At 28.5% G+C, this 26137-nt stretch carries 25 protein-coding genes; all 25 read right to left on the bottom strand.

The window, feature by feature from the left end:
* Nucleotides 1-41: 41 nt before the first annotated feature.
* Nucleotides 42-605, bottom strand: coding sequence for a TetR/AcrR family transcriptional regulator (locus tag AYC60_RS00255; protein ID WP_067319882.1), 564 nt, complete (start codon nt 603-605; stop codon nt 42-44).
* 21 nt (nt 606-626) lie between these two features.
* Nucleotides 627-2114, bottom strand: a complete 1488-nt coding sequence (gene gltX, locus AYC60_RS00250; RefSeq protein WP_067319879.1) for a glutamate--tRNA ligase — start codon at nt 2112-2114, stop codon at nt 627-629.
* 74 nt (nt 2115-2188) lie between these two features.
* A complete protein-coding gene (locus AYC60_RS00245; protein WP_067319876.1) occupies nt 2189-3931 on the bottom strand; it encodes a glycerophosphoryl diester phosphodiesterase membrane domain-containing protein in 1743 nt (580 codons plus the stop codon).
* Between the two features lie 34 nt (nt 3932-3965).
* Nucleotides 3966-4238 (bottom strand): PTS sugar transporter subunit IIB, encoded by a 273-nt coding sequence (locus AYC60_RS00240; RefSeq protein WP_067319873.1) that lies wholly within the window; start codon nt 4236-4238, stop codon nt 3966-3968.
* Nucleotides 4239-4292: 54 nt separating this feature from the next.
* The gene (locus tag AYC60_RS00235) at nt 4293-4838 is read right to left on the bottom strand and encodes a tyrosine-protein phosphatase (protein WP_067319870.1); all 546 of its coding nucleotides are present in this window, start codon (nt 4836-4838) and stop codon (nt 4293-4295) included.
* A gap of 9 nt (nt 4839-4847) precedes the next feature.
* Nucleotides 4848-5636 (bottom strand): ABC transporter ATP-binding protein, encoded by a 789-nt coding sequence (locus AYC60_RS00230; protein WP_067319868.1) that lies wholly within the window; start codon nt 5634-5636, stop codon nt 4848-4850.
* Nucleotides 5629-6720: an ABC transporter permease gene (locus tag AYC60_RS00225; RefSeq protein ID WP_067319866.1), complete on the bottom strand. Its 1092-nt coding sequence runs from the start codon at nt 6718-6720 to the stop codon at nt 5629-5631. The genes AYC60_RS00230 and AYC60_RS00225 overlap by 8 nt, the downstream gene beginning before the upstream one ends.
* A 3-nt stretch (nt 6721-6723) precedes the next feature.
* On the bottom strand, nt 6724-7623 hold the full coding sequence (locus AYC60_RS00220; RefSeq protein WP_067319864.1) for an ABC transporter substrate-binding protein: 900 nt from the start codon (nt 7621-7623) through the stop codon (nt 6724-6726).
* Nucleotides 7624-7719: 96 nt separating this feature from the next.
* Nucleotides 7720-9099 carry a glycoside hydrolase family 1 protein gene (locus tag AYC60_RS00215; RefSeq protein WP_067319861.1) on the bottom strand — a complete coding sequence of 460 codons (1380 nt, stop codon included), beginning with the start codon at nt 9097-9099 and terminating at the stop codon, nt 7720-7722.
* Complete coding sequence (locus AYC60_RS00210; protein WP_067319859.1) at nt 9092-9529, bottom strand: DUF3284 domain-containing protein; 438 nt, start codon at nt 9527-9529, stop codon at nt 9092-9094. Before AYC60_RS00210 ends, AYC60_RS00215 begins: the two co-directional genes overlap by 8 nt.
* Nucleotides 9526-9672, bottom strand: coding sequence for a hypothetical protein (locus tag AYC60_RS08430; protein ID WP_156447601.1), 147 nt, complete (start codon nt 9670-9672; stop codon nt 9526-9528). Before AYC60_RS08430 ends, AYC60_RS00210 begins: the two co-directional genes overlap by 4 nt.
* 47 nt (nt 9673-9719) lie before the next feature.
* A complete protein-coding gene (locus tag AYC60_RS00205; protein WP_082762523.1) occupies nt 9720-11039 on the bottom strand; it encodes a PTS sugar transporter subunit IIC in 1320 nt (439 codons plus the stop codon).
* A 21-nt stretch (nt 11040-11060) separates the two neighbouring features.
* On the bottom strand, nt 11061-11366 hold the full coding sequence (locus tag AYC60_RS00200; RefSeq protein WP_067319857.1) for a PTS sugar transporter subunit IIB: 306 nt from the start codon (nt 11364-11366) through the stop codon (nt 11061-11063).
* Between the two features lie 14 nt (nt 11367-11380).
* A complete protein-coding gene (locus tag AYC60_RS00195; protein WP_067319854.1) occupies nt 11381-11692 on the bottom strand; it encodes a PTS lactose/cellobiose transporter subunit IIA in 312 nt (103 codons plus the stop codon).
* A gap of 2 nt (nt 11693-11694) precedes the next feature.
* Nucleotides 11695-13581 carry a BglG family transcription antiterminator gene (locus tag AYC60_RS00190; protein WP_067319852.1) on the bottom strand — a complete coding sequence of 629 codons (1887 nt, stop codon included), beginning with the start codon at nt 13579-13581 and terminating at the stop codon, nt 11695-11697.
* A gap of 118 nt (nt 13582-13699) precedes the next feature.
* A complete protein-coding gene (locus tag AYC60_RS00185; protein ID WP_067319850.1) occupies nt 13700-17668 on the bottom strand; it encodes a YadA-like family protein in 3969 nt (1322 codons plus the stop codon).
* Nucleotides 17669-17801: 133 nt separating this feature from the next.
* The gene (locus tag AYC60_RS00180; RefSeq protein WP_067319847.1) at nt 17802-20756 is read right to left on the bottom strand and encodes a hypothetical protein; all 2955 of its coding nucleotides are present in this window, start codon (nt 20754-20756) and stop codon (nt 17802-17804) included.
* Between the two features lie 116 nt (nt 20757-20872).
* Nucleotides 20873-22255, bottom strand: coding sequence for an alanine/glycine:cation symporter family protein (locus AYC60_RS00175; protein ID WP_067319844.1), 1383 nt, complete (start codon nt 22253-22255; stop codon nt 20873-20875).
* A gap of 3 nt (nt 22256-22258) precedes the next feature.
* Nucleotides 22259-23209, bottom strand: a complete 951-nt coding sequence (locus AYC60_RS00170; protein WP_067319842.1) for a 2-keto-3-deoxygluconate permease — start codon at nt 23207-23209, stop codon at nt 22259-22261.
* Entirely contained in the window at nt 23202-23954 is a 753-nt protein-coding gene (locus AYC60_RS00165; protein ID WP_067319839.1) for an SDR family NAD(P)-dependent oxidoreductase, read from the bottom strand. Before AYC60_RS00165 ends, AYC60_RS00170 begins: the two co-directional genes overlap by 8 nt.
* Nucleotides 23955-24022: 68 nt before the next feature.
* Nucleotides 24023-24307 carry a 50S ribosomal protein L23 gene (rplW, locus tag AYC60_RS00160; RefSeq protein ID WP_067319837.1) on the bottom strand — a complete coding sequence of 95 codons (285 nt, stop codon included), beginning with the start codon at nt 24305-24307 and terminating at the stop codon, nt 24023-24025.
* Nucleotides 24307-24951 carry a 50S ribosomal protein L4 gene (gene rplD / locus AYC60_RS00155; RefSeq protein WP_067319834.1) on the bottom strand — a complete coding sequence of 215 codons (645 nt, stop codon included), beginning with the start codon at nt 24949-24951 and terminating at the stop codon, nt 24307-24309. The genes rplW and rplD overlap by 1 nt, the downstream gene beginning before the upstream one ends.
* 20 nt (nt 24952-24971) lie before the next feature.
* Nucleotides 24972-25598, bottom strand: coding sequence for a 50S ribosomal protein L3 (rplC, locus tag AYC60_RS00150; protein WP_067319831.1), 627 nt, complete (start codon nt 25596-25598; stop codon nt 24972-24974).
* Between the two features lie 62 nt (nt 25599-25660).
* On the bottom strand, nt 25661-25969 hold the full coding sequence (gene rpsJ / locus AYC60_RS00145; protein WP_066900868.1) for a 30S ribosomal protein S10: 309 nt from the start codon (nt 25967-25969) through the stop codon (nt 25661-25663).
* 52 nt (nt 25970-26021) lie between these two features.
* The coding region (locus AYC60_RS08165; RefSeq protein WP_156299820.1) for an EF-Tu C-terminal domain-related protein at nt 26022-26137 on the bottom strand (116 nt) is incomplete at its 5' end.

Below are 26137 nucleotides of genomic sequence, written 5' to 3'. Positions count from 1 at the left end.
TATGTCAATAAAAAAGTCTAAACCTAAGTCTAGACTTTTCATTATTTTTTTTCAAATTTTTCTAAAGTTTGTGCTATTGATTGATCTATCATTATAGATAAGTTTTTTACTAAGTATAAAGGCTCCTCTTCCATACCATTATTTAACCACTCATATGCAGTTGATGCAAAAGCAACTTTGTAGTAATCAATTAAAAAGTTTCTATCTTTTTCAGATATTTTGTGACTTTTTAGAGTGTCGTTAAATAATCTTTCAAATAATTTTCTACTCATATACTCAAAAGTTTCTTTTAATAATCCACAAGATTCGCAGTTATTAATATTCTTTATAACATCTTCTCTTTCTGCAATAGACTTGAAGAATAATAAATATGCATCTTCAAAACTTTTGAATTTCTTTTTCTCTTTCATTACTTCTTGTACTTCTACTTCGAAATAATATTTTAATAGATCAGTCATATTTTTGAAATAATAATAGAAAATTTGTCTCGTTACTCCACTTTCCTCTGTTATTTCTTTTACAGTAATTTTAAAATAAGGTTTTACTTTTAGCATTTTACCAAAAGTAACTCTTATTAGATCTTTTGCCTTCATTTTTCCCTTCATAATATGACTCCAATTCTAATTTTATTTTTTTTCAGATTTTATTCTGTTTACAGTTCTTTCTTTTCCAATTATAGAAATTATAGTGTATAAATCAGGACCTTTAGATCTACCAGTTAGAGCAGCTCTTATAGGCATTAATACTTTACCAATTCCTTCATTTAATTCTTCAGGTAATTTATGAAGCATTTCTTTAATATGTTCTTCATCTAATTCTTCACCTAAAGTACTTAATTTTTCAAGGAATAAAGCAATAGCTTTTTCACCTTCTATTGAAGAAAGTGCTTCAAGTACTCTTTCTACTGCTTTTCTGTCTTTCTTATTCATATCATCAGTTATTTTTGGTAAAGTAATCTCATCTATAAAGAATATATCTAAATTTTTAGCTAATTCTTTTAAAGTATGAGAACCTTCTCTTGTGATTTCAACCATTCTTTCAAGTTTTTCCCTACTGAATTTAGATAAATCATAACCTTCTTTTTCAATAAAAGGCATAGCTAAATCTGTTAACTCAGATATAGGTTTTAACTTCATATGTTGATTGTTAACCCAAGCTAGTTTTACTAAATCAAATACTGGTCCGCCTAAAGATATTCTATCAAAACTAAAGTTTTCTATCATTTCATCTAATGTAAAGATTTCTTTTTCTCCACCTAAACTCCATCCCATAAGCGCAAGGAAGTTTAATATACCTTCTTTTAAATATCCTTCTTCTTTATAATAGTTTAAAGAAACAGGATTTTTTCTTTTAGATATTTTTGTTTTATCTGCATTTCTTAATAGAGGCATATGGAACCATTTAGGTTCTTCCCATCCAAAAGCCTTATATAGTTGTATATGTTTAGGTGTTGAAGCTATCCATTCTTCAGCACGTATAACATGAGTTACACCCATTAGGTGATCATCAACAATATTCGCTAAATGATAAGTAGGAAATCCATCAGATTTTAAAAGAATTTGATCATCTATCTTATCATTATCAAAGAAAATTTTACCTCTTAATCCATCTTCAACAACTGTTTGTCCATCAAGTGGCATTTTAAGTCTAATTACATATGGTAATCCTTTAGCTAAGTTTTCTTCAACTTGTTCCTTAGTTAAATTTCTAGCTCTTCTATCATACATAGGTGGAAGTCCCATAGCTTTTTGTCTTTCCCTCATGATTTCTAATTCTTCAGATGTTTCAAAAGAATAATAAGCCTCTCCTTTTTCTACAAGAGACACTGCATATTCTTTATATATTTCAAATCTTTCAGATTGTCTATATGGACCAAAAGGACCACCAAGATCTGGACCTTCTGTATAGTTAAGACCTAACCATTTCATTGCATCAAAAATTTGTTGCTCTGAATCAGCAGAAAATCTTGTTCTATCCGTATCTTCAATTCTAAGAATAAATTCTCCTCCATTATGGTGTGCGAAAGCATAATTAAATAATCCTATATATGCAGTTCCTACATGTGGATCTCCTGTTGGAGATGGTGCTATTCTAACTCTTAATTTTTTTTCCATAATAATTCAACCTCTCATCATTTCTCTTTTTTTAAATATATCACTTTTAACATAGTTTGTCTAGTTTTTTTACATTAAATGCTTAACTTTCTAATAATTCTGTCAAAATACGTATTATTAGTCTTTCTTTCTTGTTTTAAATCAAATATTTTTTCTGGATAATCAGTTATTATTCCATCTACACTTGAATCAAGATATTTTTGCATAAGCTTTTCATCATTTATAGTCCAAACAAATACTTCTTTTTCACTATCAAGTAAATATTCACTGAAAGAAAAATCTTCTATAACAAAGAAATCTACATCTACATTTTTAAAACTCCCAAATTGAAATGGTATTACATAACCTGTTTTTATTTCAGGATTACGTTTGTTTATTTCTTCCATAAGTTTTAAATCAAGAGACATAGTAATATGATTTTTATCTATATTTAACCTTTTAAATTCATCTATCACTAAATCTATATAGTTTAAAGGCTCATGTCCATGGGGTTTTAATTCAACTAACAATTTAGTATTATATTCATCTGCTATCTTTACTATTTCCTCTAAAGTTGAAATAGTGCTTTCAAATTCTCCCTGTGTAATTTTAGTTTCTATTAATTCTCTAGAAACTACATTATACACTTTTTTGTCTAGTCCTGCAAGTCTTTTTAGATTAAAATCGTGAAAAACTAAAAATTTATTATCTTTTGTAAGTATTACATCTATTTCTATATAGTCTACACCTGCCTTTGCAGCCGCAATTATAGCCTCTTTTGAGTTCTCTACACCTTGACTTACAATTCCTCTATGTGCTATTACGAGTTGCTTATTATCAGAAACATCTGTATAAATATCTAGTGCATTAAAAAAAACAGTTACAACCATTCCAACTATTATTAAAGGAAAAAATATTTTTGATTTTTTCCTTTCTATATTTTGTAGCATATTAACATCAATATCTATATTTACTTTTTCGACTATAACTGTAACCAATGTCGCAATTATTACTAATTTACTTATAATCTCATAAAATAGTAAACCTATTTGTAATATTGAATAAGATAAGGTTTGGAAAAATAGACTATTCCCATCAGGGTCTATTTTTGTAAATATTAGTAATACTAAAAAGTATAAACCTAAAGACATTAGCGTTAAAAATACTTGAAATATTAGTATTACAGGAAATATTTGTAAACTTTTTTCTCTACTAATCTTCCAGCTTTTTTTTATACTTTCTGCCATACCTAAATTACCTAATAAATTTAAAGGTATAGTAAGAAATAGTCTTATGTTTATGAAAAATATTACTATCATAAATACTATATATATTATTTTACCTACATTAGTTTTAGTTAATTCTCCAGTTATGAATCTTGGAATATATAGGTCTTTTAAAACAATTAATGAAAAACCTAAATTTGTAAGTGGTATTAAAGTTACAAAGTATAATATGAATATCAGTAAATCCCTACCTACCAATTTCTTTATACTTCTTATAGTTATTTTAAATATTTCTCTTATAGAATATATACTTTTTTTCATTCTTCCATATATCATTAAAGTTAAAAAAGAATACTCAAAAAATATTAAAAATGCTAAAAACAGCATATATATTACTAAAATAAATATACTTATTGGATTTAATAATATAGTTAAAATATCCTTTTGTGTAAGATTTTCAAGATTAGATACATATAGTAAAAACTTAAATATATAGTTCAATATTCCCATACCAAAAGTAAGTATAAAAAGTTGTAATATTAAGCTATTTAAAAAATAAGTAATCTTATTTTCATATATATTATTAAATATTAATTTAAAATTTTCTCTCATAAAGTACTCCAAAAAAAAAGTGGCATTGCCACTTTTATATTAATCCTGTTTCACTTAATTTTTCTAATACTTCTACATCATCTAATATGTTTTTAACTGAAACTACTTTTTTACCTTTAGCATCAACTTTTGGTGCTAATTTATCAGAACAAATTACTAAATCTACTCCATCTAATTTGTTTGCAACTTCATCTATAGTACAAGTATCTATTTCAATTTTAAATCCTTTTTCAACAATTTTTTTCATAGTTGTTTTTAAAATCATGCTTGTTCCTGTACCGCTTCCACATACTGCTAATACTTTCATTCTGTTCTCCTTAAGTTATGAATTTCACACCTTATTTTATCATAAAATAATATACTAATCAAGTACTTTTAGTTCATTTTTAATCTCATTTATTACCTCATCAGTAAACATTCTAGGTATATTTATCCATATTTTATGATATCCATAAGGCCCTTCTTTTAATTCTTTTAAAGCCTCAGCATTATCCCATCCTTGATATATTATTCTGTACATAGCTGATATTAAACCTGTTCTATCAGATCCATGATAACAGTGAATTAAAACATTACCTTTTTCTTTTCCTTTTTGTATATCATTAAGAATTAAAGCTATTTCCTTAGGACTAATATTCCAAGTTTTTAAAGGTCTACTTATTAGGTTTAACTCAGTATCTCCAAAAACTTTTTCATCCTTATTCCTTCCAAAGTATCTTAAAGATATTATTGTTTTAATATCATACTCTTGTAAAAGTTTCATATCATCTATACTTAATTGTTTACTTCTATATACATTTTCATCAAGTCTATACATATTAGTTGTTTTATCAATTAAAGTCGCCCAATCACTTGAAAATGTTAAGACAGATAAAAATATTAAAAGTATTGCTAATATTTTCTTCATAAAACCTCCCTAAAATATATCATTATCGCTAGGAACGATTTCTTTATTCTTAAACATTTCTAATAATTTTTCTACAGTTAGATTATTTTTTTCTTCTCCTCTAATATCAAAAATAATATTACCTTTATGAAGCATTATAAGTCTATTACCATATTTAATAGCATCTTCCATATTATGTGTTATCATAAATGTTATTAATTCCTTATTTGAATAAACTATCTCATTAGTTTTTTCAAGTATTATTTTAGCTGTTTCTGGATCTAGTGCTGCGGTATGTTCATCAAGTAATAGTAACTTTGGCTTATTAAAAGTAGACATTAAAAGTGATAAACACTGTCTTTGCCCACCAGATAATAATCCTACATTAGTTTCTAGTTGATTTTCTATACCTAGTCCTAAAGTCTTTAAACTTTCTTTAAATTCTTCTATTTTTGAAATTTCAAGACCAAACCCTAATCCAAATTTTTTACCCTTATTATATGCCATAGACATATTTTCTAATACCGTCATAGAAGGAGCTGTACCACTAGAAACATTTTGATGTACTTTAGATATTATATTCGCTCTTTTATGAGCTTTTAAACCTTCTATGTTAATACCATCTAATATTATTTCTCCACTATCTAATTCTACTTCTCCGCTTAAAGTATTTAAAAAAGTTGATTTTCCTGCTCCATTAGATCCTATAACCGTTATAAAGTCCCCTGGTTTTGCTTCAAAACTCAAATCATCAAATACAATTTTAACTTCACCTAATTCACTGTAGAATTTCTTTTTTAAGTTAACCATTTTAAGCATTACTTTTACCTCTTTTCTTTCCTAAACCAAGTATTACTGCAAGGAATAATGCTGTAATTATTTTAACATCAGTAGGTTTAACTGATAATTTTTGTATAATATCAGAATTAAATCCTAATGCATAAAATATTTCATCTGTAATAGAAGATGAATTTAGTGCAAAGTTAATAATTATGTAATATATTATAGAACCTAAGATTACTATTGAAATATTATTAATAGATCTCGTTCTTTTTATTATACCCATACCAAATATTATTGATGCAAGACCTATGATAATAGTACCAACAGATGAAGATAAATCTACAACTTTAATATATTGTGCAAATAAGGCTCCTGAACTTGCTACAAGTAAATTTGATAACATAAGACCCATTATTTTTACTTTATCTACACTAACACCTAAGTTAGATACCAATATTTCATTATCTCCTAAAGCTCTTAGTATTAAACCAAACTTAGATGTTAAAATATAGTCCATTATTAATTTAACTACAAATACTATTAATAATAGAAGATACATAGTAATGTCTTTAGTATAATATATATATGCTATAGAAAATACATATATTAATATATATATTAAAAGACTTTTGTATACATATTTATCTGGTTTTATTCTTCTATCATATAGAAACTTAATTATTAATAATACTATTGCAATTACAGTAAATATACTAAAATATTTTTCATAAGATATTATAAAGAACCAACTTTGTTCATTTTCTAAAAATACATTAGGCTTATTTAGAACTCTTGCATTAATACTATATAGAGCTGTCATAGTTATTATTCCTGATAATAGCTTATTTATACCATATCTTACATGTAATAATCCAGTTACTAGTCCTGCTAAAGTTCCTGATATGGCTGCAACTAAAAGACCTATAATAGGGTGATTAGGGAATATTAACATAGTTGCTGCAAAAGTAAATCCACCTAAAGTAAATGACCCATCAACTGTTAAATCAGGAAAATCAAGTATCTTATATGTAATATATACTCCCATTACCATAATAGAATAAATTAAACCAAATTTAATTGATTCTGGAAGTAATCCTAAAAATATTAATAAAGAATTCATATTTTAAAACTCCAATCCTAGTAAACTCGCAGTATCTTTATTATATTCAAATTTTAAATTTTCCATACCTTTTATTTCTATATTTTCTGGTTTTTCACCTTTTAATATACTTAAAGCTATTTTCCCTGCTTCTTTTCCTAATTCATAATAATCGATACCTAAAGTCATTAGTATACCTGCATCTACATGTGATTTTTCAGCACCTAAAGTTACCTTTTTAGCTTCTTTCGCTTTATCTGCTATTACATTAATAGTAGATGCTATTAAGTTATCAGCTGGTGTATATAGAGCATCAACTTCTTTTAATATAGCTTCTGTAGCTATAGCAACCTCATTTATTTGACTTATAGATTTTTCAACTAATTCTATACCGTGTTTTGCTGTAGCTGCTTTTAATATATCAACCTGTATTAATGAGTTTTGCTCTCCACTACTGTATATTACTCCAAGTTTTTTAACATCAGGCATTACTTCTTTTAATAATAATACTTGTTTTTCAATATCTACAGCATCTAAAACTCCTGTAATATTTGAGTTTACTATACCTGCTGCTTTTGCATCAGTTACAGCAGATATTACTATAGGTATATCTGTAGTACTATTTTGTGCAACCTGTGCACTAGGTGTTGCTATTGCATATATCATATCCACTTTTTGATTTATTAATTTTCTTGTATTTAATACAAGTGATGACATATCACCATTTGCATTAGTTTCTATATATAGGGCATTGATTCCATTTTCTTTTAATTCATCTTTTAGTCCATCTCTTGCAGCATTAAGAGCAGGATGATCAACTATTTGACTTATTCCTATTCTATAATCAACTCCTTCCTTCTTATTTAATAAGAAAAAAGTTACAAGTACTCCTAATATAGCTAGTGTTAATAATATTTTTTTCATTTTCTCCTCCTTCTCAAAATTATACAATTTCATTAATTTTAACATAGATATATCTTTTTTGTAAAGTAAAAAGCCACAGTTAAACCGTGGCTATTATTAAAATCCATTATTTTCATTCAACTTCTTAAACCAGTAACCTGATTTCTTTATATATCTTTTTGCTGTTTTTAAATCTAGTTCTATTAATCCATATCTATTCTTATATGCATTTAACCATGACCAACAATCTATAGCTGTCCAAACTAGGTAACCTTTACAATTTGATCCTTCTTGTATACCTTTATGTAACCATTCTAGATGTTCTTTAAAGAATTCTATTCTATAATCATCATGTATCATATCCCCAACTTTATATTTTTCTTCACCTTCTACACCCATACCATTTTCAGCAACAAACCAAGGTATATTTCCATAATTTTCTCTAATGTTTACTGAAATATCATATAGTCCTTTAGGATATATTTCCCATCCTCTATGAGGGTTCATTCTTCTACCAGGCATTATAAAATTATCATAATAGTATTCTGGCATAAATGGAGCTTCGTCATTAGGTTTTGATTCTCTTGCCTTAACTCTTAATGGTTGATAATAGTTAATACCTAAAATATTTACCTTATTATTACTAATTATTTCTAATTCATCAGTTGTATATTCAGGTAATAAGTCATGTTTTTTTACTAGTTCTACTAACTCTTCATCATACTTGCCTTTAACTGCTGGATCTAAGAAAGATTTGTTTGCAAATAACTCAGCTATTCTAGCTGCTTTTAAATCTGCAGGATGATTACTTCTTGGATATGCAGGAGTTAAGTTTAAAATTATCCCTATATTACCATCTTTAATTACTTCTTTAAATTCTTTAGTAGCCTTAGCTGATGCAAGCGCTATATTGTATGCTACTTGTACAGCTTTTTTAGGATCTACTTCAGTTGGGTAATGATATTGTTTTAAATATCCACATTCAACTGAAACTATAGGTTCATTGAAAGTAAACCAAGTCTTAACTGTATCTCCAAATAATTCAAAACAAGTTCTTGCATATTTTGCATAAGCATCTACTACTACCTTACTTGCAAATCCGCCAAATTCTTCTTCTAAAGCAAGTGGCGTGTCAAAATGTGATAGGTTTACAAAAACTTGTATACCTTCTTCTTTTAATGCATTAAAGTAAGATCTATAAAATTTTACTGCTTCTTCATTTACTTCTCCTACTCCATTAGGAATTAATCTTGCCCAAGATATAGAAGTTCTAAATGTATTATGTCCTGTTTCTTTTAATAATTTAACATCATCTACGTAGTATTTGTACATACTAGTTGTAGTTTCAGGTCCTATCCCATTATGAAATTTATATGGCTCTACTTCAAAAAACTTATCCCAAGTAGTAAGTCCTTTACCATCTCCACTAAATCTACCTTCACTTTGTTCTGCACTTATTGAACTACCCCAATAAAATTTTTCTGGAAATTTAATCATTTTTAGCCTCCGTTCTTCTATTTATTAAATAATTTTCTACTGCTTTTAACATCTTTTTTTTCTTTCTTTTTAAGAAGAAAGAATATATTAGTTCCATAAATAGTTGATTATATCTTTGAAAACGAGATTCAGTATAATAAACTTCATCATATATTATCTTTATTTCTTCCTCTCCTATCTTTTCAATTTGATAATCCACTATATTTTCACCTAAACTAGAAATATATTTTAAACTATATCTAGTATCAGGAATAAGGTATATTATTTCTACTATACTTTTAGCAATTTGATTAGTTTTAGTTTTAAGGTTTACATTAAATTTCATACCTTCTTTTACTTTACCTGTAATTTTCATTTCTTTTTTTAAATTTTCTATTAGAAAATCATAAAACTCTTTTGGAGTTACTTTAATTTTTTGTTCTACTCTCATTTTTTATTACCTCTAATTAAAAATATTATTCCTAAAACTACCAATGTTAAACCCATTAGAAGATTAATTAATTGATTATTCAAAGGATAAGTTGCTATAGCTATAGTACCTAGGGTAATTATAAACATGGGCCATGATTTCATTTTATCCTCCTAAAATATTATATTGGGGTGGAAAACCACCCCTTATATTAATTTTCTTTTATTCTATTTGCCATAATTACAAATGGAGTCCATATTACGAATGCAACAAATACGTTGAATAATGATAATAATGCTGCTGAAATGCTTCCACCTGTTGCAAAGAATGCATATAGTCCTGGAGGTAATACCCAAGGTACTTGAACGAATACTGGAGGTACTACTCCTAAAACTGTTGCAACATATGCTATGATAGCACATATAGTTGAAACTGATAAGAATGGTATTAAGTATAGTGGATTTAATACTATAGGCATACCAAATATCATAGGTTCGTTAATATTGAATATACCCATAGGTAATCCAAGTTTTGCAACTGCTCTATGTTCTTCTCTTTTTGAGAATAAGAATATAGCTATAATTAATGCTATAGTTATTCCTGATCCACCCATTTGAAGATACGCATCAAATGATCCTCTTGTCCATAAGTATGGTAATGTTTCAACTGTTCCACCTTTTGCAATGTGTTCAGCATTTGCAAGTAATGCAGGTTGATATATACCATCTATAAATGGAGCAAGAACATTGTGTCCATGTAATCCAAAGAACCAGAATAATTGAATTAAGAATGCTAATAATATTACTGAGAATGCACCTTGTGATAATCCTAATAATGGAGCTTGAATATATTTAGCAATTAAATCATTTAAAGTTTGTCCTGTATATGTAGTTACAAGATAAGCTAAAGTAGCTGAAGCATATATAGCTATAACACCAGGTAATATAGATGCGAATGCTTTATTAACTGCAGGTGGTACTGAATCTGGTAAGTTAATAGTAACTTTTCTTATCATTAATTTACTATAAATTATAGTTGAGAAGAATCCTATTACCATTGCAGGGAATAATCCTGTTGCACCTAAGTACTGATTAAAGTTCAAGAATCCCCAAGAAGATACTTCATGCATAGCACCATTAATTTCTGCCATAAATCTTGCTTCTTGTGGTAAGAATAAGATAAATGATGCAACTGCTACTAAAGAACCAGCAAGTGGATTAACTTTGTAACCTGTAGCAATGTTATATCCTAAAGCTACAACAAATACTAATGAAAGAATAGCAAGTGAACCAAACCATACAACACCATTAATATTGATTAATGGTGACATAAATTCAGCTACTGCTGGGAATCCATACTCATTAGGAATGTTTCTAAATAAAACGTTTAATAATACTGCAATTGATCCAACCATAGTAACTGGTAAAATTGCAATAAATGAATCTCTTATTGCAACTAAGTGTCTTTGAGATGAAAGCTTAGTCGCCATTGGAACAAATTTGTGTTCCATCCAATCCATAAATTTTTTCATGTGTCTCTCTCCTTATTTATATTATTTATTTTCTAACATTGAAATTGCTTGATCTAATACCTTATCACCCTTCATCATACCATAATCCATCATGTTAATAACACCTACTGGTGTATTATTAAATTTTTCTTTAATATCATTTTCTAGATATTTGATTTGTGGCCCAAGTAAAACTACATCAACATTACCAACAAAATCACTAGAACTAGCTTCTGGTGTTGCTGTAATTTGAACATCCATTCCTCTATCTTCAGCTTCTTTTTTCATTTTTTCTACTAAAAAACTTGTAGACATCCCTGCTGTACAAATTAATAAAATTTTTAGCATTTTAATCATCCTTCCTATTTTTTATATAATTCAATAATTTCTTTTGCTAAGTCTTTTGTTAATAAGGCCATAGTTAAGTGATCTTGTGCATGAACCATAATTAGATTTAAAATTATTTTTTCTTCACTTGATGTTTCCTTAACTATAAGGTCAGTTTGAATTTCATGTGCTTCTAAATAGTATTTATCTGCCTCTTTCATGCATTCTTCAACTTTATCAAAATCTCCTTTTTTGGCAAACTGTATAGCCTGCATAGAACTAGATCTTGACATACCTGAATTTGCAATAATCTGCATTGCATATTCACTTAATTCATCATAAGTCATTACTATTTTCCTCCTATATTTTCTATAATGTTTATAAAATTTTCATAAGTTGGAACAAGTAATATATTATTTATTATTTCCTTATCTCCAACAATTTTTGTAAATGCTTCATATATTTTCTCATTCTTATTATTCTTATTATCTAAACATAAAAACAGTATGATATTAACTTCATTATTTATCCATTTTATAGGATGTTTACTTATACATACTCCTATTACATTTACTCCTTCTATTACTTCTATTGAGTGCGGGATTGCTACTTCAGTTGATATCTCTGTCATACCTAATTTTTCTCTATTATGTATTAAAGTTTCAATATTAGACTTCATCTTAGGTATCTTTTTTAATTTATCAGACATTAATTTTATTATCTCAGCTTTAGATTTAACTTCATCAATATATATGAATAAAGATTTAGGTATTATCTCTTTTAAGTAATTATTATCACCTTTAAGTATATTCTTTATTTTTAAAACATCTTCATCATTTAAGAAATAATTTATCCTATACACTGGCTTATTAACTTTTGTATTTAAATCTATTAAAGTAAATATTACATCAACATTTTCTAAATCTACATCCATTAATTCATTCTCACCACATGATGAAATAATGTTAGTATATTCTGAAAATAAATTATTGTATGTATATATTAAAAACTTTGATACTCCTCTTCCACTAGGACATACAATTAATACATTTTTTTTACTTAAAATATTGACATTTATTCCTTTACTCATATGTAAAATTACCGCAATGTATCCAATTTCCTCTTCTGCTAACTTTTTATCATTATACCTTTTAGATATTAAATTAGATACATATGTTGCAACATTATATTCAAGAGGCATATTTTTTTTAATATCATCTAATAAAGGATTTTTAATTTTTATATCAAATCTTATTCTTATTGATAATGCAAGTATATGTGTATATAAATTTTTAAATAAATCTTCATCATTATATAAATCAATTTTAAAAGTAAGTTTAACAAAATATAGCAATTCTTGTATTATATCATTTACTTCATTTACATCCTCACTTTTTATAGATTTATACGTCATTGTTTCATTAGTTAAAAAATGTATTGTAATATAGTCAATGTCATTATCATCCAATTCTAAATTAAATTTTAAATTTAAAAAGATATATTTTATACATTCTAGAACATTTAATCTCTTATTTAAAAACCAATCATTTCTTTCAATTACAATTTCTTTTATTCTCTTATTATTTTCAACTCTAAAAAAAGTTACATATATAGCAGCAATTAAATTTTGTAAAGATATATCAGATATTTTAACATTTTTTGATTTCAAAAATGTATATACATATTTAGCAATACCATTAATACTATATTTATATTCTTGATCTAGAAATTTATTTTCATTTAAACGTTTTTCTAAATTATCTATTAAAAAATTACGTACATTTAATTCTTTCCCAACTAATCTAATACCATAGTGTGGTTTCCTATCTATTTTTAAACTATAAGTTTTGAATATATTTTCAATATTTTTAATGTCACTAGATAATGTCTTTGTACTAATGAATATTTTATCACTAATATCTTCTAATTTAATATATTCATTAGTATATATTAATTTATCTATAAGATAATTTTTCCTATCTTCAGCAGTTATAGGTATTTTAGTATTTTCTAAATTAAATATCTCATTTTCTTTTAATATATTACCCTCTAACATATATCCAAATCTTGTTTTAGAAATTATATTAATATTATGTAACTTTAGTTTCTCTGCTAATTCCTTTACATATTTTCTACATGTTTTATCAGAGAGTTTTAAATGAGTTGATAGTTCTATTGCACTATGAAAACTTCCATCACTTAGTATTCTATAAATAAGTTTCAGTTCATTATCCATAACAAATCCTTTCTAATATTACTATACCTTGATTTTATTTTTTTTCAATTACTAAATTTTCCTTTTCATTACGGAAATGTTTTTCCATAATAGAAAAAGGATCCTAAGATCCTTTAAACTATTTTTGCCCCTTCTCCAACTTTTCTACTCTTTCAAGTAATAATTTAATCATTTCTTTATTTTCCTTATTTTCAGCTTTTAATTGTTTAACTTCCATATCAAGTTCGTATACTTTTTCATCAAGTAAGTTAATATTTCCATTTCTTTGTAATGTTAACATATCTTTTCTTCTTGATTCTAATTTGTCAAATTGATATCCAAGTCCTGCTCCTAATGCTACATGTCCTTTAGTATTTAATGATCCACTTGCCTTATATACTAAGTTTCCTGTTTCATTTAATCCTGATAATCCTAATGCAAATGCATGTTCTCCGTTATAGTATCCATATGCTCCTGCAATATTATGTCTATGTCCTGCTATATTGCTTACTTGTGGTAAGTTAGCCATAGCTACTGCACTTGCTACTCCTGCATTAGCTGCAGTTGAAGCTGATTTAGCTCCTTTTTCTATATTATTAATCTTTTCTTTTGTTTCATCAGTTAAATCTATTAATATTTCATTTCCATTTGCTTCTGTTGTTACTAAACCTTTTCCTTTAATTCCAAAAGTAATTCCATTTTCTTTATTTAAATTTTGTGAATCTGTATTTCCAGTATTTCCTGAAAAACTAATAGTATTATTTCCTAAAGCATTGATAGCATTAATAACTGTTGTAGCTGTAACTACACCATCTTTATTTATACTTGCATTTCCTCCTTTAGCTGATGTTATACTTCCTTCTGAAATACCCACTGTAAATGTCTTAGTCCCATCTTTTTCCTCAGGATTAACTGTAACATTACCACTTCCAACTACATTTATTTTTGGAGATTCAGATAATTTTGAATTAAATTTATCTATTACAGAATAAAGTTGTGACCCATTAATAGCGTCTGTACTTGTTGCTGAAATCCATCCAGAAGCAACATTTTGTATTCTTCTTTCTTTTCCTTCAGAACCTACTGAAACTAATCCAGTTGGAGTTCCACCTGCAAAATTAAGTGTAATTCCATTAATTGTATCAGTTGAATAAGTATCCATAGCCTTAGTATTTGCAGCCGCAGCATCTTTACTTCCATTTCCTAAGTATACAGAATCATCTTGAGTTGCAACTATATCATTTCCTATAGCTACAATATTTTTAGCTGATGCTTTAAAATTAGAATCAGATTTATTTTTATTAAATCCAATTACTACATTACCCTCAGCAATTTCAGTTTCAGTTCCTTTTATAGAATGGTTATTTCCCGTAACTATATTATTACTTGCATGTTCTACAACATTTTTACTTCCAGTTAACATTAAATTAGAAACATTTGTTGCCTTATTTTCATAACCTGTTATTTGATTAAAGATTGCAAACGCACTACCATTTTTTGTAACTTGAGACATTGTAGTATTAGTTTCACTTAAAGTAATATTTCCTTTACCTTTTAACTCATTTCCTACACCATTAACAGTTGAGAAAAGTGCATAGTCAACTTTATTTGCTCCACCAATAACTCCTACAGAACCAAGTCTTGCATTACCCATGTATTTTCTAAATGAATCTGCTAATTCTTTTATTTCAACACCTGTATTATTAGAATCTAAGAATGATGCTCCCACTAATTTCGTAATTTCATTCGCTCCAGATGGAGTTAAGTATGAATTTGTTATTTCATTTCCTGCTCCATAAATTAGTGCTCCATTACTTTTACTTATTTTATTTGCAAATCCTATAGCATTTGATGCTGTTCCACTATACATCAATCCAGTTGCTGGATGTTTTGATCCTAATGCCACAAGTATTTGATCTAATCTACCTGTACCACTTCCTACTAAATCTTCATTTCCTTCTATACTATTTAAACTTCCTATTATTGATGCTCCAAATCCTTGCATTGCTTTAGCTAAATTATGAAATTGATTCCCATTTCTTTGAGAATTAGTTATAGTATTAAATGAACCATTAATAGTAGAGAAATTAGAAGTATTTATTGAATTATCCCCAACTGTTGTTGCTCCAACTCCACTTATACTATTCCAACTATCTACACCATTTTTATTAAATTCAATATCACCAATTCTTCCAACATAGTCCCTATTTCCTATATCTATAGTTGAAATTCTAGCATGAGTTTGTGTCCCTATTGCTATACCACCTGTCATTTTATCTTTAGTTCTCTTAAATCTAACTAATACTTCATGCATAGCTGAACTCATTTGATGTGATTGTGCACCTGTACCTATAGCTATACCTGAAGTCCCTGGAGTACCTTGTGCATTATTAACACTTGCTCCATTACCTAATGCAACTCCATCTTTTACAGTTGAATTAGCATTTGGTCCTATGGCTATAGAATTTTCTCCACTTGCACCATTATTTTGACTATTTCCTGCTAAAGTTGATTTAACAGAAAAATATTTCATTGCATTTACTTTATTCTTAATTTCATCTGCAAGTGAAATTATTACTGTTTGTCCATCTTTTGCAACTGTAGTAGTAATTTCACCACTAGTTCCATTAATAGCTAATTTTTGATCATGTAATCTTACCTTACCTATTGCAGTTGCATCATTTGCTAAATTATCTCCTGTTACCTTTAGGTTTATTGATTTAAGTTGTGCTACATTTACAGCATCTGTATCTTCTGTACCTGCAGCTAAATTATTAATCTGTCTTGTTAATCCTTCTTCTTTATCTCCTATAGAAACAGCAGATAATGTTGATTTCCATGTTCCAACTAATTTATTGTATTCTTTTACCTCTGCATTTGAATAGTAATTCATTCTAGCAGACGTAACAGCTCTTTCAAGTAAAGCTCTTTCTGCTAATAATTCACTAACCTTGGCTGTATCATTTGCATTTCTTGCCTTTACTAATTCTCCATGTAGTGTAAATAATCTATTCATATATTCTTGATCTTTAGTTTCAAATTCTGTTTTAAGATTATTCACATTAGCTTCAAGTTCTAATGCTCTTGCTTTTTCAGCATCTGTTAGGGTAGAAATATCTGAAACACTTGTTAAAACACCACCTTTATCTAAATCAAAACCAAACATTCCTGAATCAACTTTAGCAACAGATTCTGCACCTAGGGCAACACCAGATATTACCTCCGATTTTGAACCACGACCTATAGCAATTGAATCTGCTTTTTCTGACCTTGCTGCATCTCCTATAGCTATAGATTCATGACCTTTAGAATCTGCATATGAACCTAAGGCAGTTGCTCTATATCCAGCTGCTCTACTTCTACTACCAAATGAAGTTGTACCATCAGATAATCCAGAAGCATAAGAACCTACAGCTGTAGCATATCCACCATGAGTATTTGCTGTAGAACCTAAAGTTGTAGAATAAGTTGCATGAGAAACTGCTTTATTCCCTATTGAAACTGCACTAGAACTTTTTGAGTTCGACTGATAACCTATTGCAATCGAATTTTTTCCTATTGCATTACTTTGTGTACCTATCGCTATGTCATTAATCCCTGCTGCATTACTAAGAGTACCTATAGCATTTGATTGAACACCTTCAGACTTTGATTGCACCCCTATTGCTGTTGCATTTTGGCCACTTGCATTACTAAGTGCCCCTATAGCATTTGATTGAATTCCTGATGAATTTGCTTGAACACCTATAGATGTAGCATTTTGGCCTGATGCATTTGATGTATTACCTAATGCAAGTGCTCCTTCTCCTGTAGCTTTTGATAATGAACCAAATGCACTTGCATACTTACTAGCATTTGCAGTATCCCCAACAGCTAGAGAACTTTCACCAGTAGCTGTAGCAGATGGTCCTATCGCTATTGCATTCGTAGCTGTTGCTCCCTCACTTTGTCTATTCCCATTTGCATCAGAATTTATAGAAACATAATCTGCTGTTGCTCCGAAAGCCGCAAAACCAAGCATTAAGTAAGCAATAACAACTCCAATAGTAATATTTTTTTGTGTTTTTAAACGAGATTTCAAATATCTCATTTTTTCAAAAATACTCATTCACACCATTCCTTTCTAAATTTTTTTATTTCTATATATTATACCCCCCCCCCGACTGTTTTTATCAATATATTCAACAAGTTAAATATTTTACAAAAGAAAAAGATGGAAATAATTCCACCTTTTTCAATTATTATTTTTCAAAATTTATTCCAAATGTACCTTTTCCACCATATTTATTACTTCCATAAACTGATTTTTCTAAAGTAGCTTCAAAGTATGTACTTACATTTTTAGTTACAGGTAAATTTGCTCCAAGTCCTGCTTCTAACCAAATAGTTGGATAAGTTTCAGTATAAACTTTTTCTCCTTTGTTTACTTTATCGGCATTTGTATATTGTCCCCAAACATTAAATAAAGCATATCCCATTCCATTTTTAGCTGTTGTACTCATTGCAGTTGAATATCCAACTCTTAATCCTGCTCTACCTTTAACTGAATGTCCTAAATCATAGCTTATATTTTTCTCTGCTATTGGTGTATTAGCTGAAAATTGATAAATAACTTGTGCTTGAGGTTCAACTATATACTTTTCATCCTTTTCTTTATTATTTACAAAGTATAACGGGCTACCAAGTTCAAGTGATCCAGTTAATATCACACCAAAATTATTATATTTATCTCCATTTTTTAATACATATCTATTTTCAAGACCTGATAATTGTAATACAGCATCTGCATAAAATTTATCTCTAGTATATGTATTTGTTAAACCTAACGAAACCATATCTGTATGCACAGTACCTCTATATGCACTTGTTCTATTATTTACAACATTTTTAAATGAATTTGAGTAACCAAAATAAATACCTGTTAAATTTTCTTTATTTTTATCAAAATAATGATCTACACCTATATTTATTCCTATTGTTCCATCCATGTAACGTGTTTTATTAGAATTATCATATATGAATTCTCCACCATAAAGTTTAGCCCATGGCATTCCTTTTTCAGTATTTTTACCTATATTAAATAAAGTATTTTGTATACGTCTTTCATTTAAACGACCAAATACATGATGTGCTTGATCCATATTTGCCTTAGGTCCTATTAAGAATATGTCTGGACCTGATTTAGTAATTTCCCAGAAGAATACTCTATGTTCATCTTGTATTTCTGAAACTAATTCTAATTCAGCATCATTTTCAGTGACAGCTGTTCCAATAAATGCATTTGCAGATGTTGCTTTAGGTGTTTTAACAACTATAGCACTTCTATTTCCTTCTTCTCCATCTACTGTTCCATCTATTTTATTTTCTGTTTTATCTTTAGCAACAGTAATTACTTTAGTTGTTCCACTAACTTCACCTGTTATTTCAAATAAATCAGATTCTGAATTTTCTCCATTTTTACCACTAGTTTCATTCCATAACGTATTTACTAATAATTTACCATTATTTCCTGTATAATTACCATTTAATAGTAATTTATCAGTGTATCTATCATTATCTATTGTTATCTTTCCTGCATTTGTAACAGTTCCGTTTTCTTCTACACCATTTGTAGTTGCTTTTAATACAAAATCAGCATTAGTTGCATCTAATATACCATTAGTAATATTTAAATTATTAAATGTTGCTTTATTTTCAGAACCTTTATTAGCAAGTATCCATTTACCTTCATTTTCTAAATTAATATCTAATTTTGAAGAAAACTTCTTATCAGTTAATCCTTCAATAACAGCTGAATCTTTAATATTTGCAGTTAATGAAGATGAAATTGTTTTAGTTCCTTTAACTTCAATTAACCAACCATCACTTGCAGCTTTAGCAACTGATTTATCTCCAGATAATTCAAAAATTGCATTATTATTTGAGAATTCTCCTGAGTTTAATTGACCTCCTGACATTCTACTTGCTTCTCCCGCAGTAATATCTCTTACTCTTTCAGCTCTTACTTTAATTAAAGAAGCATCATTACTTGTAGTTTTTAAAACTGTATTATTTAATTTAACTACTTGATCATTACCATTAATATTACGTGAAGTTTCTCCATTTATACCTAAATTAGTTTTAAATTTAGTAATATAATCCTGAGTATCATATACTATAGCAGAATTACCTGAATTTATTACAGATTCTTCTTCACCAGTAACTTCAAGCTTAGATTTATCACCAAATAATCTAACTGCACCCGATAATGTATTAGCAGTTGTATCAACATTTAATTTTCCATTTACAGTTACTCTTGGACCTTCTGATGTTATAGTTCCATCAAATGGTTTTCCTATTTTAATAGCTGCAGAATTTACTCCATCTCCTACTAAAGTAATATTAGTTTCTCCATTAAATTCTGCTTTTGTTTCATTACCTGAAATAAAAACACCTACTAAGTAATCTCCAACTTTTGCTGTAGATGAGTCTGTTACTGTAATATCTACTTTATCATTTGCAATAAATTCTGCTTTTGCACCATCTTTTCTATATACTTTTAATCCTGATAATTGATGTCCAAAATCTACTTCTGCTGTTATATTAATACCCCAAAAACTTCTTGATGCTGTTCTTTTTGCCATTATTGTATCTGCTGTATTAGTTACATTAACAGTCATCTTATCTACTGTTAATTTTGAAGTATCACTTGATGTTCCACCACCAAAATTATATCCAACTGCAACACCATAAGAAGCATTTGAATCTGGACCATTTGAAGGTGAATTTTTTGTTTCAGAAGCTAAAGTTACATTTGAAATTAATTCTTTTATTTCAGCATTTGCATTTCCTCTAATTATTACACCCTTAGGTCTTGAATGTTGAACCCCTGTATTAGGTGTAATATTAATTGTAACTTTATCACCTGTTACTCCTGTCCCATTTAAAGACAAAAATGCTTCATTTCCAGTTTCTTTGATGTTAAAAGTAATATCTCCCTCTAATATAGTATCATTTTTTGTTGTAACAAAATTATAGTTATTTTCTCCTTCATAAGTCCCTGCAACTACTTTATTATCTGTATTAATTTGATTTTGTGCCTCTGCTATTGTTCCAGCAGTAGAAAAAGTTCCTGTAATCAGAAAAGTTACAAGTAAAGCATTTGTAACACTAATTTTTCTTTTTAAATATCTTTTTATGTTTGATATTTTCTCCATAAATCCTTCCTTTCAGTTTTATTTATTAATATGATTCTAGTACATTTTTTTATTATTGTCAATATTTATTTTTTACTTTTAAAGTTATTTTTATAACCTTTATTTAGAGTATATTTTTATTCACTAATTATGTCTTCATAATCTTCTAAATATATTACTTTTTCTGGGTTTTTAAAATAATGTTTAACCATTTTAATTACTACATTTTGTAACATAAATACTGCTATTAAGTTTGGTATAGCCATAAGACCATTTAATGTATCTGTTATAGCCCAAACTTCTTTTAACCCTCCTATACCTCCAATAAATATTATTGGTATGTATATCATCCTATAAAAATAGACATATTTTTCACCTAATAGAAATATCAATGCTTTTTCTCCATAAAAAGACCAACCTAGAATTGTAGAAAATGCAAATAGAGTAAGTCCTATAGCAACTATATATCCACCTCCATTAAATCCTTGATTAAATGCATATGATGTAAGTTCAGAACCACTAAGACCACTATTCCAAGTGTTAGTAACTAAAATCACTAAAGCTGTAAGAGTACAAATTACCATAGTATCCATAAATACTTCAAATACCCCCCACATACCTTGTAATACAGGATGATCAGTTTTTGCAGATGCATGTGCTATAGGAGCAGATCCTAGTCCTGCTTCATTTGTAAATACACCTCTAGCTACTCCTTGTCTAATTATTTGTTTAAAGGTCACACCTGCAAATCCACCTATTGCAGCTTGTTTACTAAAAGCCATAGAAAATATTTTATAAAAAGCATTAGGTATTTCACTAATATTTAACACTATAACTATAAGGGAACCTATAATATAGAAAAAAGCCATAATTGGAACTAAAGTTTCACTAACCTTAGATATTCTTTCTATTCCTCCCAATAATACTATAGCAGCTATAATTGTAATTAATATACTCGTTATTTTAACGTCTACATTAAAATTTGCCCTTATTGCATTAGAAATTGAATTAGACTGAGTCATATTACCTATACCGAAAGATGCAAGTACTGTAAAAAGTGCAAATATCTTTGCAAGTAATGGTAATTTAAGTCCATTTTTAATATAGTACATAGGTCCACCATTATATCCACCTTCTTGCTTTCTTTCTCTATAAACTATAGCAAGTACCACTTCTGAAAATTTTGTTGCCATTCCAAATAATGCTGATATCCACATCCAAAATATAGATCCTGGTCCTCCTGTTGAAATTGCTATAGCTACTCCAGAAATATTTCCTGTACCAACTGTTGCTGCAAGGGCTGTAGCAACAGATTGGAATGCTGTAATTTCACCTTTTAAAGTGGTATCTTTTGTAAATATTTTAAGTAAGGTATTTGATAATATTAATTTTATTTTTGAAATTTGTATCATTCTTAATCTTAAAGTCAATACTATTCCAATACCAACTAATAATACTAAACTAGGCCAACCCCAAACTATATTATTAATTACTTCATTTATTTTTAATATTTTATCCATTCATTATCCTTTTTTCTCGTTATATTTTTTAACTAGTGAGGTAAATACAGGTGTTAATAATGCTGTAATTATAACTGCTGCAGCAATTTGTGCCGTAGCTGCATCTTGGAATATTGCAAGATTAGGATCTGCTTTTGCTAGAGCCTCTGGATTGGCGATTGCACTAGCTGCAACTGATGAAATTGATGCCCCAGCTATACCACTACCTCCAGTTAATTTATCCATAATAACTGTAATAATACCAACTACAAACACAGCTATTAACCCTAATAAGATACCTGGTAATCCTCCTTTAAATATTTGAGATAAACTCATATTTGCACCTAGAGCAAAACCAACAAGTACTGTAGTTGCACCTAATCCTTTAGTAAATAACTGCTTAAGGAAAGGTGAATAATTTGAAAGTATTATACCTAAAATTAAAGGTACTATAGACCCTAAAATAGCAAGTGGGGAAATACTTGCAAGTCCTGCTGAAGTTAAAGCTATCATAGTAACAGTTGGTCCTACACTTAAAGATGTAATAGCAACTGCTCCTCTTTCAATTTCATCTCCATAGACTGATGTAATTCCTGCAAACAGTGCATTATTTGCAACAGATATTGCACCTATAACAGCAACTGCACTTAAACCTAAAAAGTTATTATTAAATACTTTTGCTACTACTAATCCTAATGCTACTGCAACTAAAACCTTAGTAGTAATAATTACAAATCCTCTAACTATAGATTTAGGAGTAGACTTTAAAGAAATAGTTCCCCCTAAAAATAGTAAGAATGCACCAACTAGTGGACCTACACCTTTAACTATAGCTGTAGTGAATGACCCAATTTGTAAAACTTGTGGGAAAAAACTATTTATTAAAGTTCCAATAATTAAAGGAACTACTATCATATTTCCAGGTATTTTTGAAAAATATTTACCGAATATTGTATCTAAATTTTTATCAGCCATCTAATGTAATACCTCCATCTACATCTCCTATTTCTCCTGTTACAAAACTTGCAAGATCAGATGCAAAAAATAGTATCATTTGTGCAATTTCTCTTGCTTGTGCTTTTCTACCTAAAGGTATCATAGAAATAACCTTACTTTCTTTCTCTTTATCCTCTTTTAATGCATTAGTCATTTCAGTTTCAGTGTATGAAGGACAAACACAGTTACATGCTATTCCATATTTTCCACCTTCTTTAGCTACTGCCTTAGTTAAACCATTTAATCCTGCTTTTGAAGATGCATATGCTGCAGTCCCTAAAAGACCTCCGCCAAGCTTTGCAGCAACAGATGAAACATTTACAATTCTTCCTCCACCATTTGATTTAAAATGTTCAAATATAGCTGAAATAGTTGTAAAGTTTGCATTTAAGTTTATACTTACTACTTTATTAAATTCTGCATCATCTAAATCATCAAATCTCTTAGTACTAATAATTCCAGCACAGTTTACTAATACATCAATTTTATTGTATTTTTGTATAAGTTCTGCAAAAACACTTCTTATACTTTCTTGATTTGATAAGTCTAAATAATGAAAGAATACTCTATCTTCACCTAATTCATTTATAGCACTTTTAGCTGCTTCTTCATTTATATCTAGTATTATTACTTTTGCACCACCTGCAACCATACCTTTTACAGTTTCAAGCCCTATACCATTAGCACCACCTGTAACAATACAAGTCTTATTTTTAAATTCCATAATTCCTCCAGTAGTTTTTATATAAAAATAGGAAAAGGATTAGTTCCCTAATCTCTTTCCCCTATTTACTAAATATCATAAGCTTTTATTGAATCTCCATCTACTAATTTAACAATGGCTTTTTTGTATGCCGGTGTTTTGTAAACAGTCATTCTTGCTCTAGCCGTAGTTGGTTTCATGTTAATAGTGTTAACATTTGCAACTTTAACATTGAATAATTTCTCTACTGCTTCTTTAATTTGTAATTTATTAGCTCTTCTATCTACTATAAATACATATTCATTTGAATTCAATAAAATTCTTGCTTTTTCTGTATTTAAAACAGGTTTTTTGATTACGTCAAAAATTGTCATTATCCAAGCACCTCCTCGATAGTTGCAAGAGCTTCTTTAGTAATAACTACTTTATTGTATTTTAATAAAGCATATACTGATAACTCTCTTGGGTCTAATATTTCAGTTTTTTCGATATTTCTAACTGATAAGTATAAGTTCCAATCAGCATCTTCTAAATAATCGTTAACTATAAATAATTTTTTGTCTTCTACCATATTAACTTTTTCTGTAAAATTAACAAATGTTTTTGTTTTAGGAGCATCTAACATGTAGTCTTCTAATACAATTACATCTCCATTTTGGATTCTAACAGCTAATGCTGATTTTAAAGCTAACTTTCTAACTTTTTTGTTAACTTTTTTCTCATAATTTCTTGGTTTAGGTCCGTGAACAACTCCTCCACCTACCATATGAGGTGCTCTTGTTGATCCTTGTCTAGCACGTCCTGTTCCTTTTTGTCTGAAAGGTTTTCTTCCTCCTCCAGATACTTCTCCTCTAGTTTTTGTTGATGCAGTTCCTGCACGTGATGCTGCAAGTTCTGCTGTTAATACTTCATGCATTACATATTTATTAGGTTCTAATCCAAAGATTTCACCACTTATAGTAGCTACTCCTTTTTCTTCACCATTTAAATTATATACTTTTAAATTAAAATCTGACATCTTTGCCTCCTCTCTCTATATTAGTATTTTTTTACTGATTTCTTGATAACTAAATAACCATTTTTAGGACCTGGTACTGCACCTTTAACTAATAATAAGTTATTTTCAACATCGAATTTGATTACTTTTAGATTTTGAACTGTTACATTTTCATTTCCTAATCTTCCAGCCATCTTTTTACCTTTTGGTACATTTGAGTTAGATGCAGCTCCACCTGCATTTGACCCTCCAAGTCTGTGGTTTCTTGAAACCCCGTGTGTAGCTCTGTTTCCACCGAAGTTATGTCTTTTCATAACCCCTGCAGTTCCTTTACCTTTTGAGATTCCTTGAATATCAACGAATTCAATACCTTCTAATACATCAACTTTTAATTCTTGACCTAAAGCAAATTCTTCACTTGATTCTACTTTAAACTCTTTTAAGAATTTTTTAGCTGTGATTCCGGCTTTTTTGAAAACACCCATTTCTGGTTTGTTAACTAATTTTTCTCTTTTTTCATCATAAGCTAAAGTTATTGAAGTGTAACCTTCTTTTTCTACTGTTTTAGTTTGAACAACAAAGTTTGGTCCAGCTTCAATTACTGTAACTGGTATTAATTTTTCGTTTTCAAAAATTTGTGTCATTCCAATTTTTTTACCTAATATCATTTCTTTCCTCCTTAATATATTGGTTGATAGAGCTCGAAGCTCTACCAACTTGTATCAAAGCACTATTGCTTTATTTCTATTGAAACACCTGCTGGTAAGCTTATTGAGCTTAAAGCTGTTAAAATATCATTGTTTGATTCCTTGATTTCAATGAATCTTCTATGTATTCTCATTTCAAATTGTTCTCTTGAATCTTTATTAACATGTACTGATCTTAAAACTGTATATTTTTTAGTTTTAGTTGGTAAAGGCATTGGTCCCGCAATTTTAGCACCATTTTTCTTTACCACTTCTACTATTTTAGCAGAAGTTTGATCTAATAACTTGTTATCGTAAGATTGAAGATAAATTCTTTTATTTTTATTATCCAAAATAATTCCTCCTCAATTTATTTATTATTTTACAGTTAAGTTAATTGTTTTATTATTCAGCTATTTCAGCAACTACTCCTGATGCTACTGTTCTTCCACCTTCTCTGATTGAGAATCTTAATCCTGTTTCAATCGCGATTGGGTGAATTAATTCTACTGATACTGAAA

The organism is Streptobacillus felis (genome assembly GCF_001559775.1).
Classification (GTDB): domain Bacteria; phylum Fusobacteriota; class Fusobacteriia; order Fusobacteriales; family Leptotrichiaceae; genus Streptobacillus; species Streptobacillus felis.
This window is presented reverse-complemented; position numbering and strand designations above follow the sequence as displayed.

Bases quoted from the DNA above. Each gene is read 5' to 3' on its own strand.
- AYC60_RS00255 (WP_067319882.1), bottom strand. From the start codon at position 605: ATGAAGGGAAAAATGAAGGCAAAAGATCTAATAAGAGTTACTTTTGGT.
- gltX (WP_067319879.1), bottom strand. From the start codon at position 2,114: ATGGAAAAAAAATTAAGAGTTAGAATAGCACCATCTCCAACAGGAGAT.
- AYC60_RS00245 (WP_067319876.1), bottom strand. From the start codon at position 3,931: ATGAGAGAAAATTTTAAATTAATATTTAATAATATATATGAAAATAAG.
- AYC60_RS00240 (WP_067319873.1), bottom strand. From the start codon at position 4,238: ATGAAAGTATTAGCAGTATGTGGAAGCGGTACAGGAACAAGCATGATT.
- AYC60_RS00235 (WP_067319870.1), bottom strand. From the start codon at position 4,838: ATGAAGAAAATATTAGCAATACTTTTAATATTTTTATCTGTCTTAACA.
- AYC60_RS00230 (WP_067319868.1), bottom strand. From the start codon at position 5,636: ATGCTTAAAATGGTTAACTTAAAAAAGAAATTCTACAGTGAATTAGGT.
- AYC60_RS00225 (WP_067319866.1), bottom strand. From the start codon at position 6,720: ATGAATTCTTTATTAATATTTTTAGGATTACTTCCAGAATCAATTAAA.
- AYC60_RS00220 (WP_067319864.1), bottom strand. From the start codon at position 7,623: ATGAAAAAAATATTATTAACACTAGCTATATTAGGAGTACTTGTAACT.
- AYC60_RS00215 (WP_067319861.1), bottom strand. From the start codon at position 9,099: ATGATTAAATTTCCAGAAAAATTTTATTGGGGTAGTTCAATAAGTGCA.
- AYC60_RS00210 (WP_067319859.1), bottom strand. From the start codon at position 9,529: ATGAGAGTAGAACAAAAAATTAAAGTAACTCCAAAAGAGTTTTATGAT.
- AYC60_RS08430 (WP_156447601.1), bottom strand. From the start codon at position 9,672: ATGAAATCATGGCCCATGTTTATAATTACCCTAGGTACTATAGCTATA.
- AYC60_RS00205 (WP_082762523.1), bottom strand. From the start codon at position 11,039: ATGAAAAAATTTATGGATTGGATGGAACACAAATTTGTTCCAATGGCG.
- AYC60_RS00200 (WP_067319857.1), bottom strand. From the start codon at position 11,366: ATGCTAAAAATTTTATTAATTTGTACAGCAGGGATGTCTACAAGTTTT.
- AYC60_RS00195 (WP_067319854.1), bottom strand. From the start codon at position 11,692: ATGACTTATGATGAATTAAGTGAATATGCAATGCAGATTATTGCAAAT.
- AYC60_RS00190 (WP_067319852.1), bottom strand. From the start codon at position 13,581: ATGGATAATGAACTGAAACTTATTTATAGAATACTAAGTGATGGAAGT.
- AYC60_RS00185 (WP_067319850.1), bottom strand. From the start codon at position 17,668: ATGAGTATTTTTGAAAAAATGAGATATTTGAAATCTCGTTTAAAAACA.
- AYC60_RS00180 (WP_067319847.1), bottom strand. From the start codon at position 20,756: ATGGAGAAAATATCAAACATAAAAAGATATTTAAAAAGAAAAATTAGT.
- AYC60_RS00175 (WP_067319844.1), bottom strand. From the start codon at position 22,255: ATGGATAAAATATTAAAAATAAATGAAGTAATTAATAATATAGTTTGG.
- AYC60_RS00170 (WP_067319842.1), bottom strand. From the start codon at position 23,209: ATGGCTGATAAAAATTTAGATACAATATTCGGTAAATATTTTTCAAAA.
- AYC60_RS00165 (WP_067319839.1), bottom strand. From the start codon at position 23,954: ATGGAATTTAAAAATAAGACTTGTATTGTTACAGGTGGTGCTAATGGT.
- rplW (WP_067319837.1), bottom strand. From the start codon at position 24,307: ATGACAATTTTTGACGTAATCAAAAAACCTGTTTTAAATACAGAAAAA.
- rplD (WP_067319834.1), bottom strand. From the start codon at position 24,951: ATGTCAGATTTTAATTTAAAAGTATATAATTTAAATGGTGAAGAAAAA.
- rplC (WP_067319831.1), bottom strand. From the start codon at position 25,598: ATGATATTAGGTAAAAAAATTGGAATGACACAAATTTTTGAAAACGAA.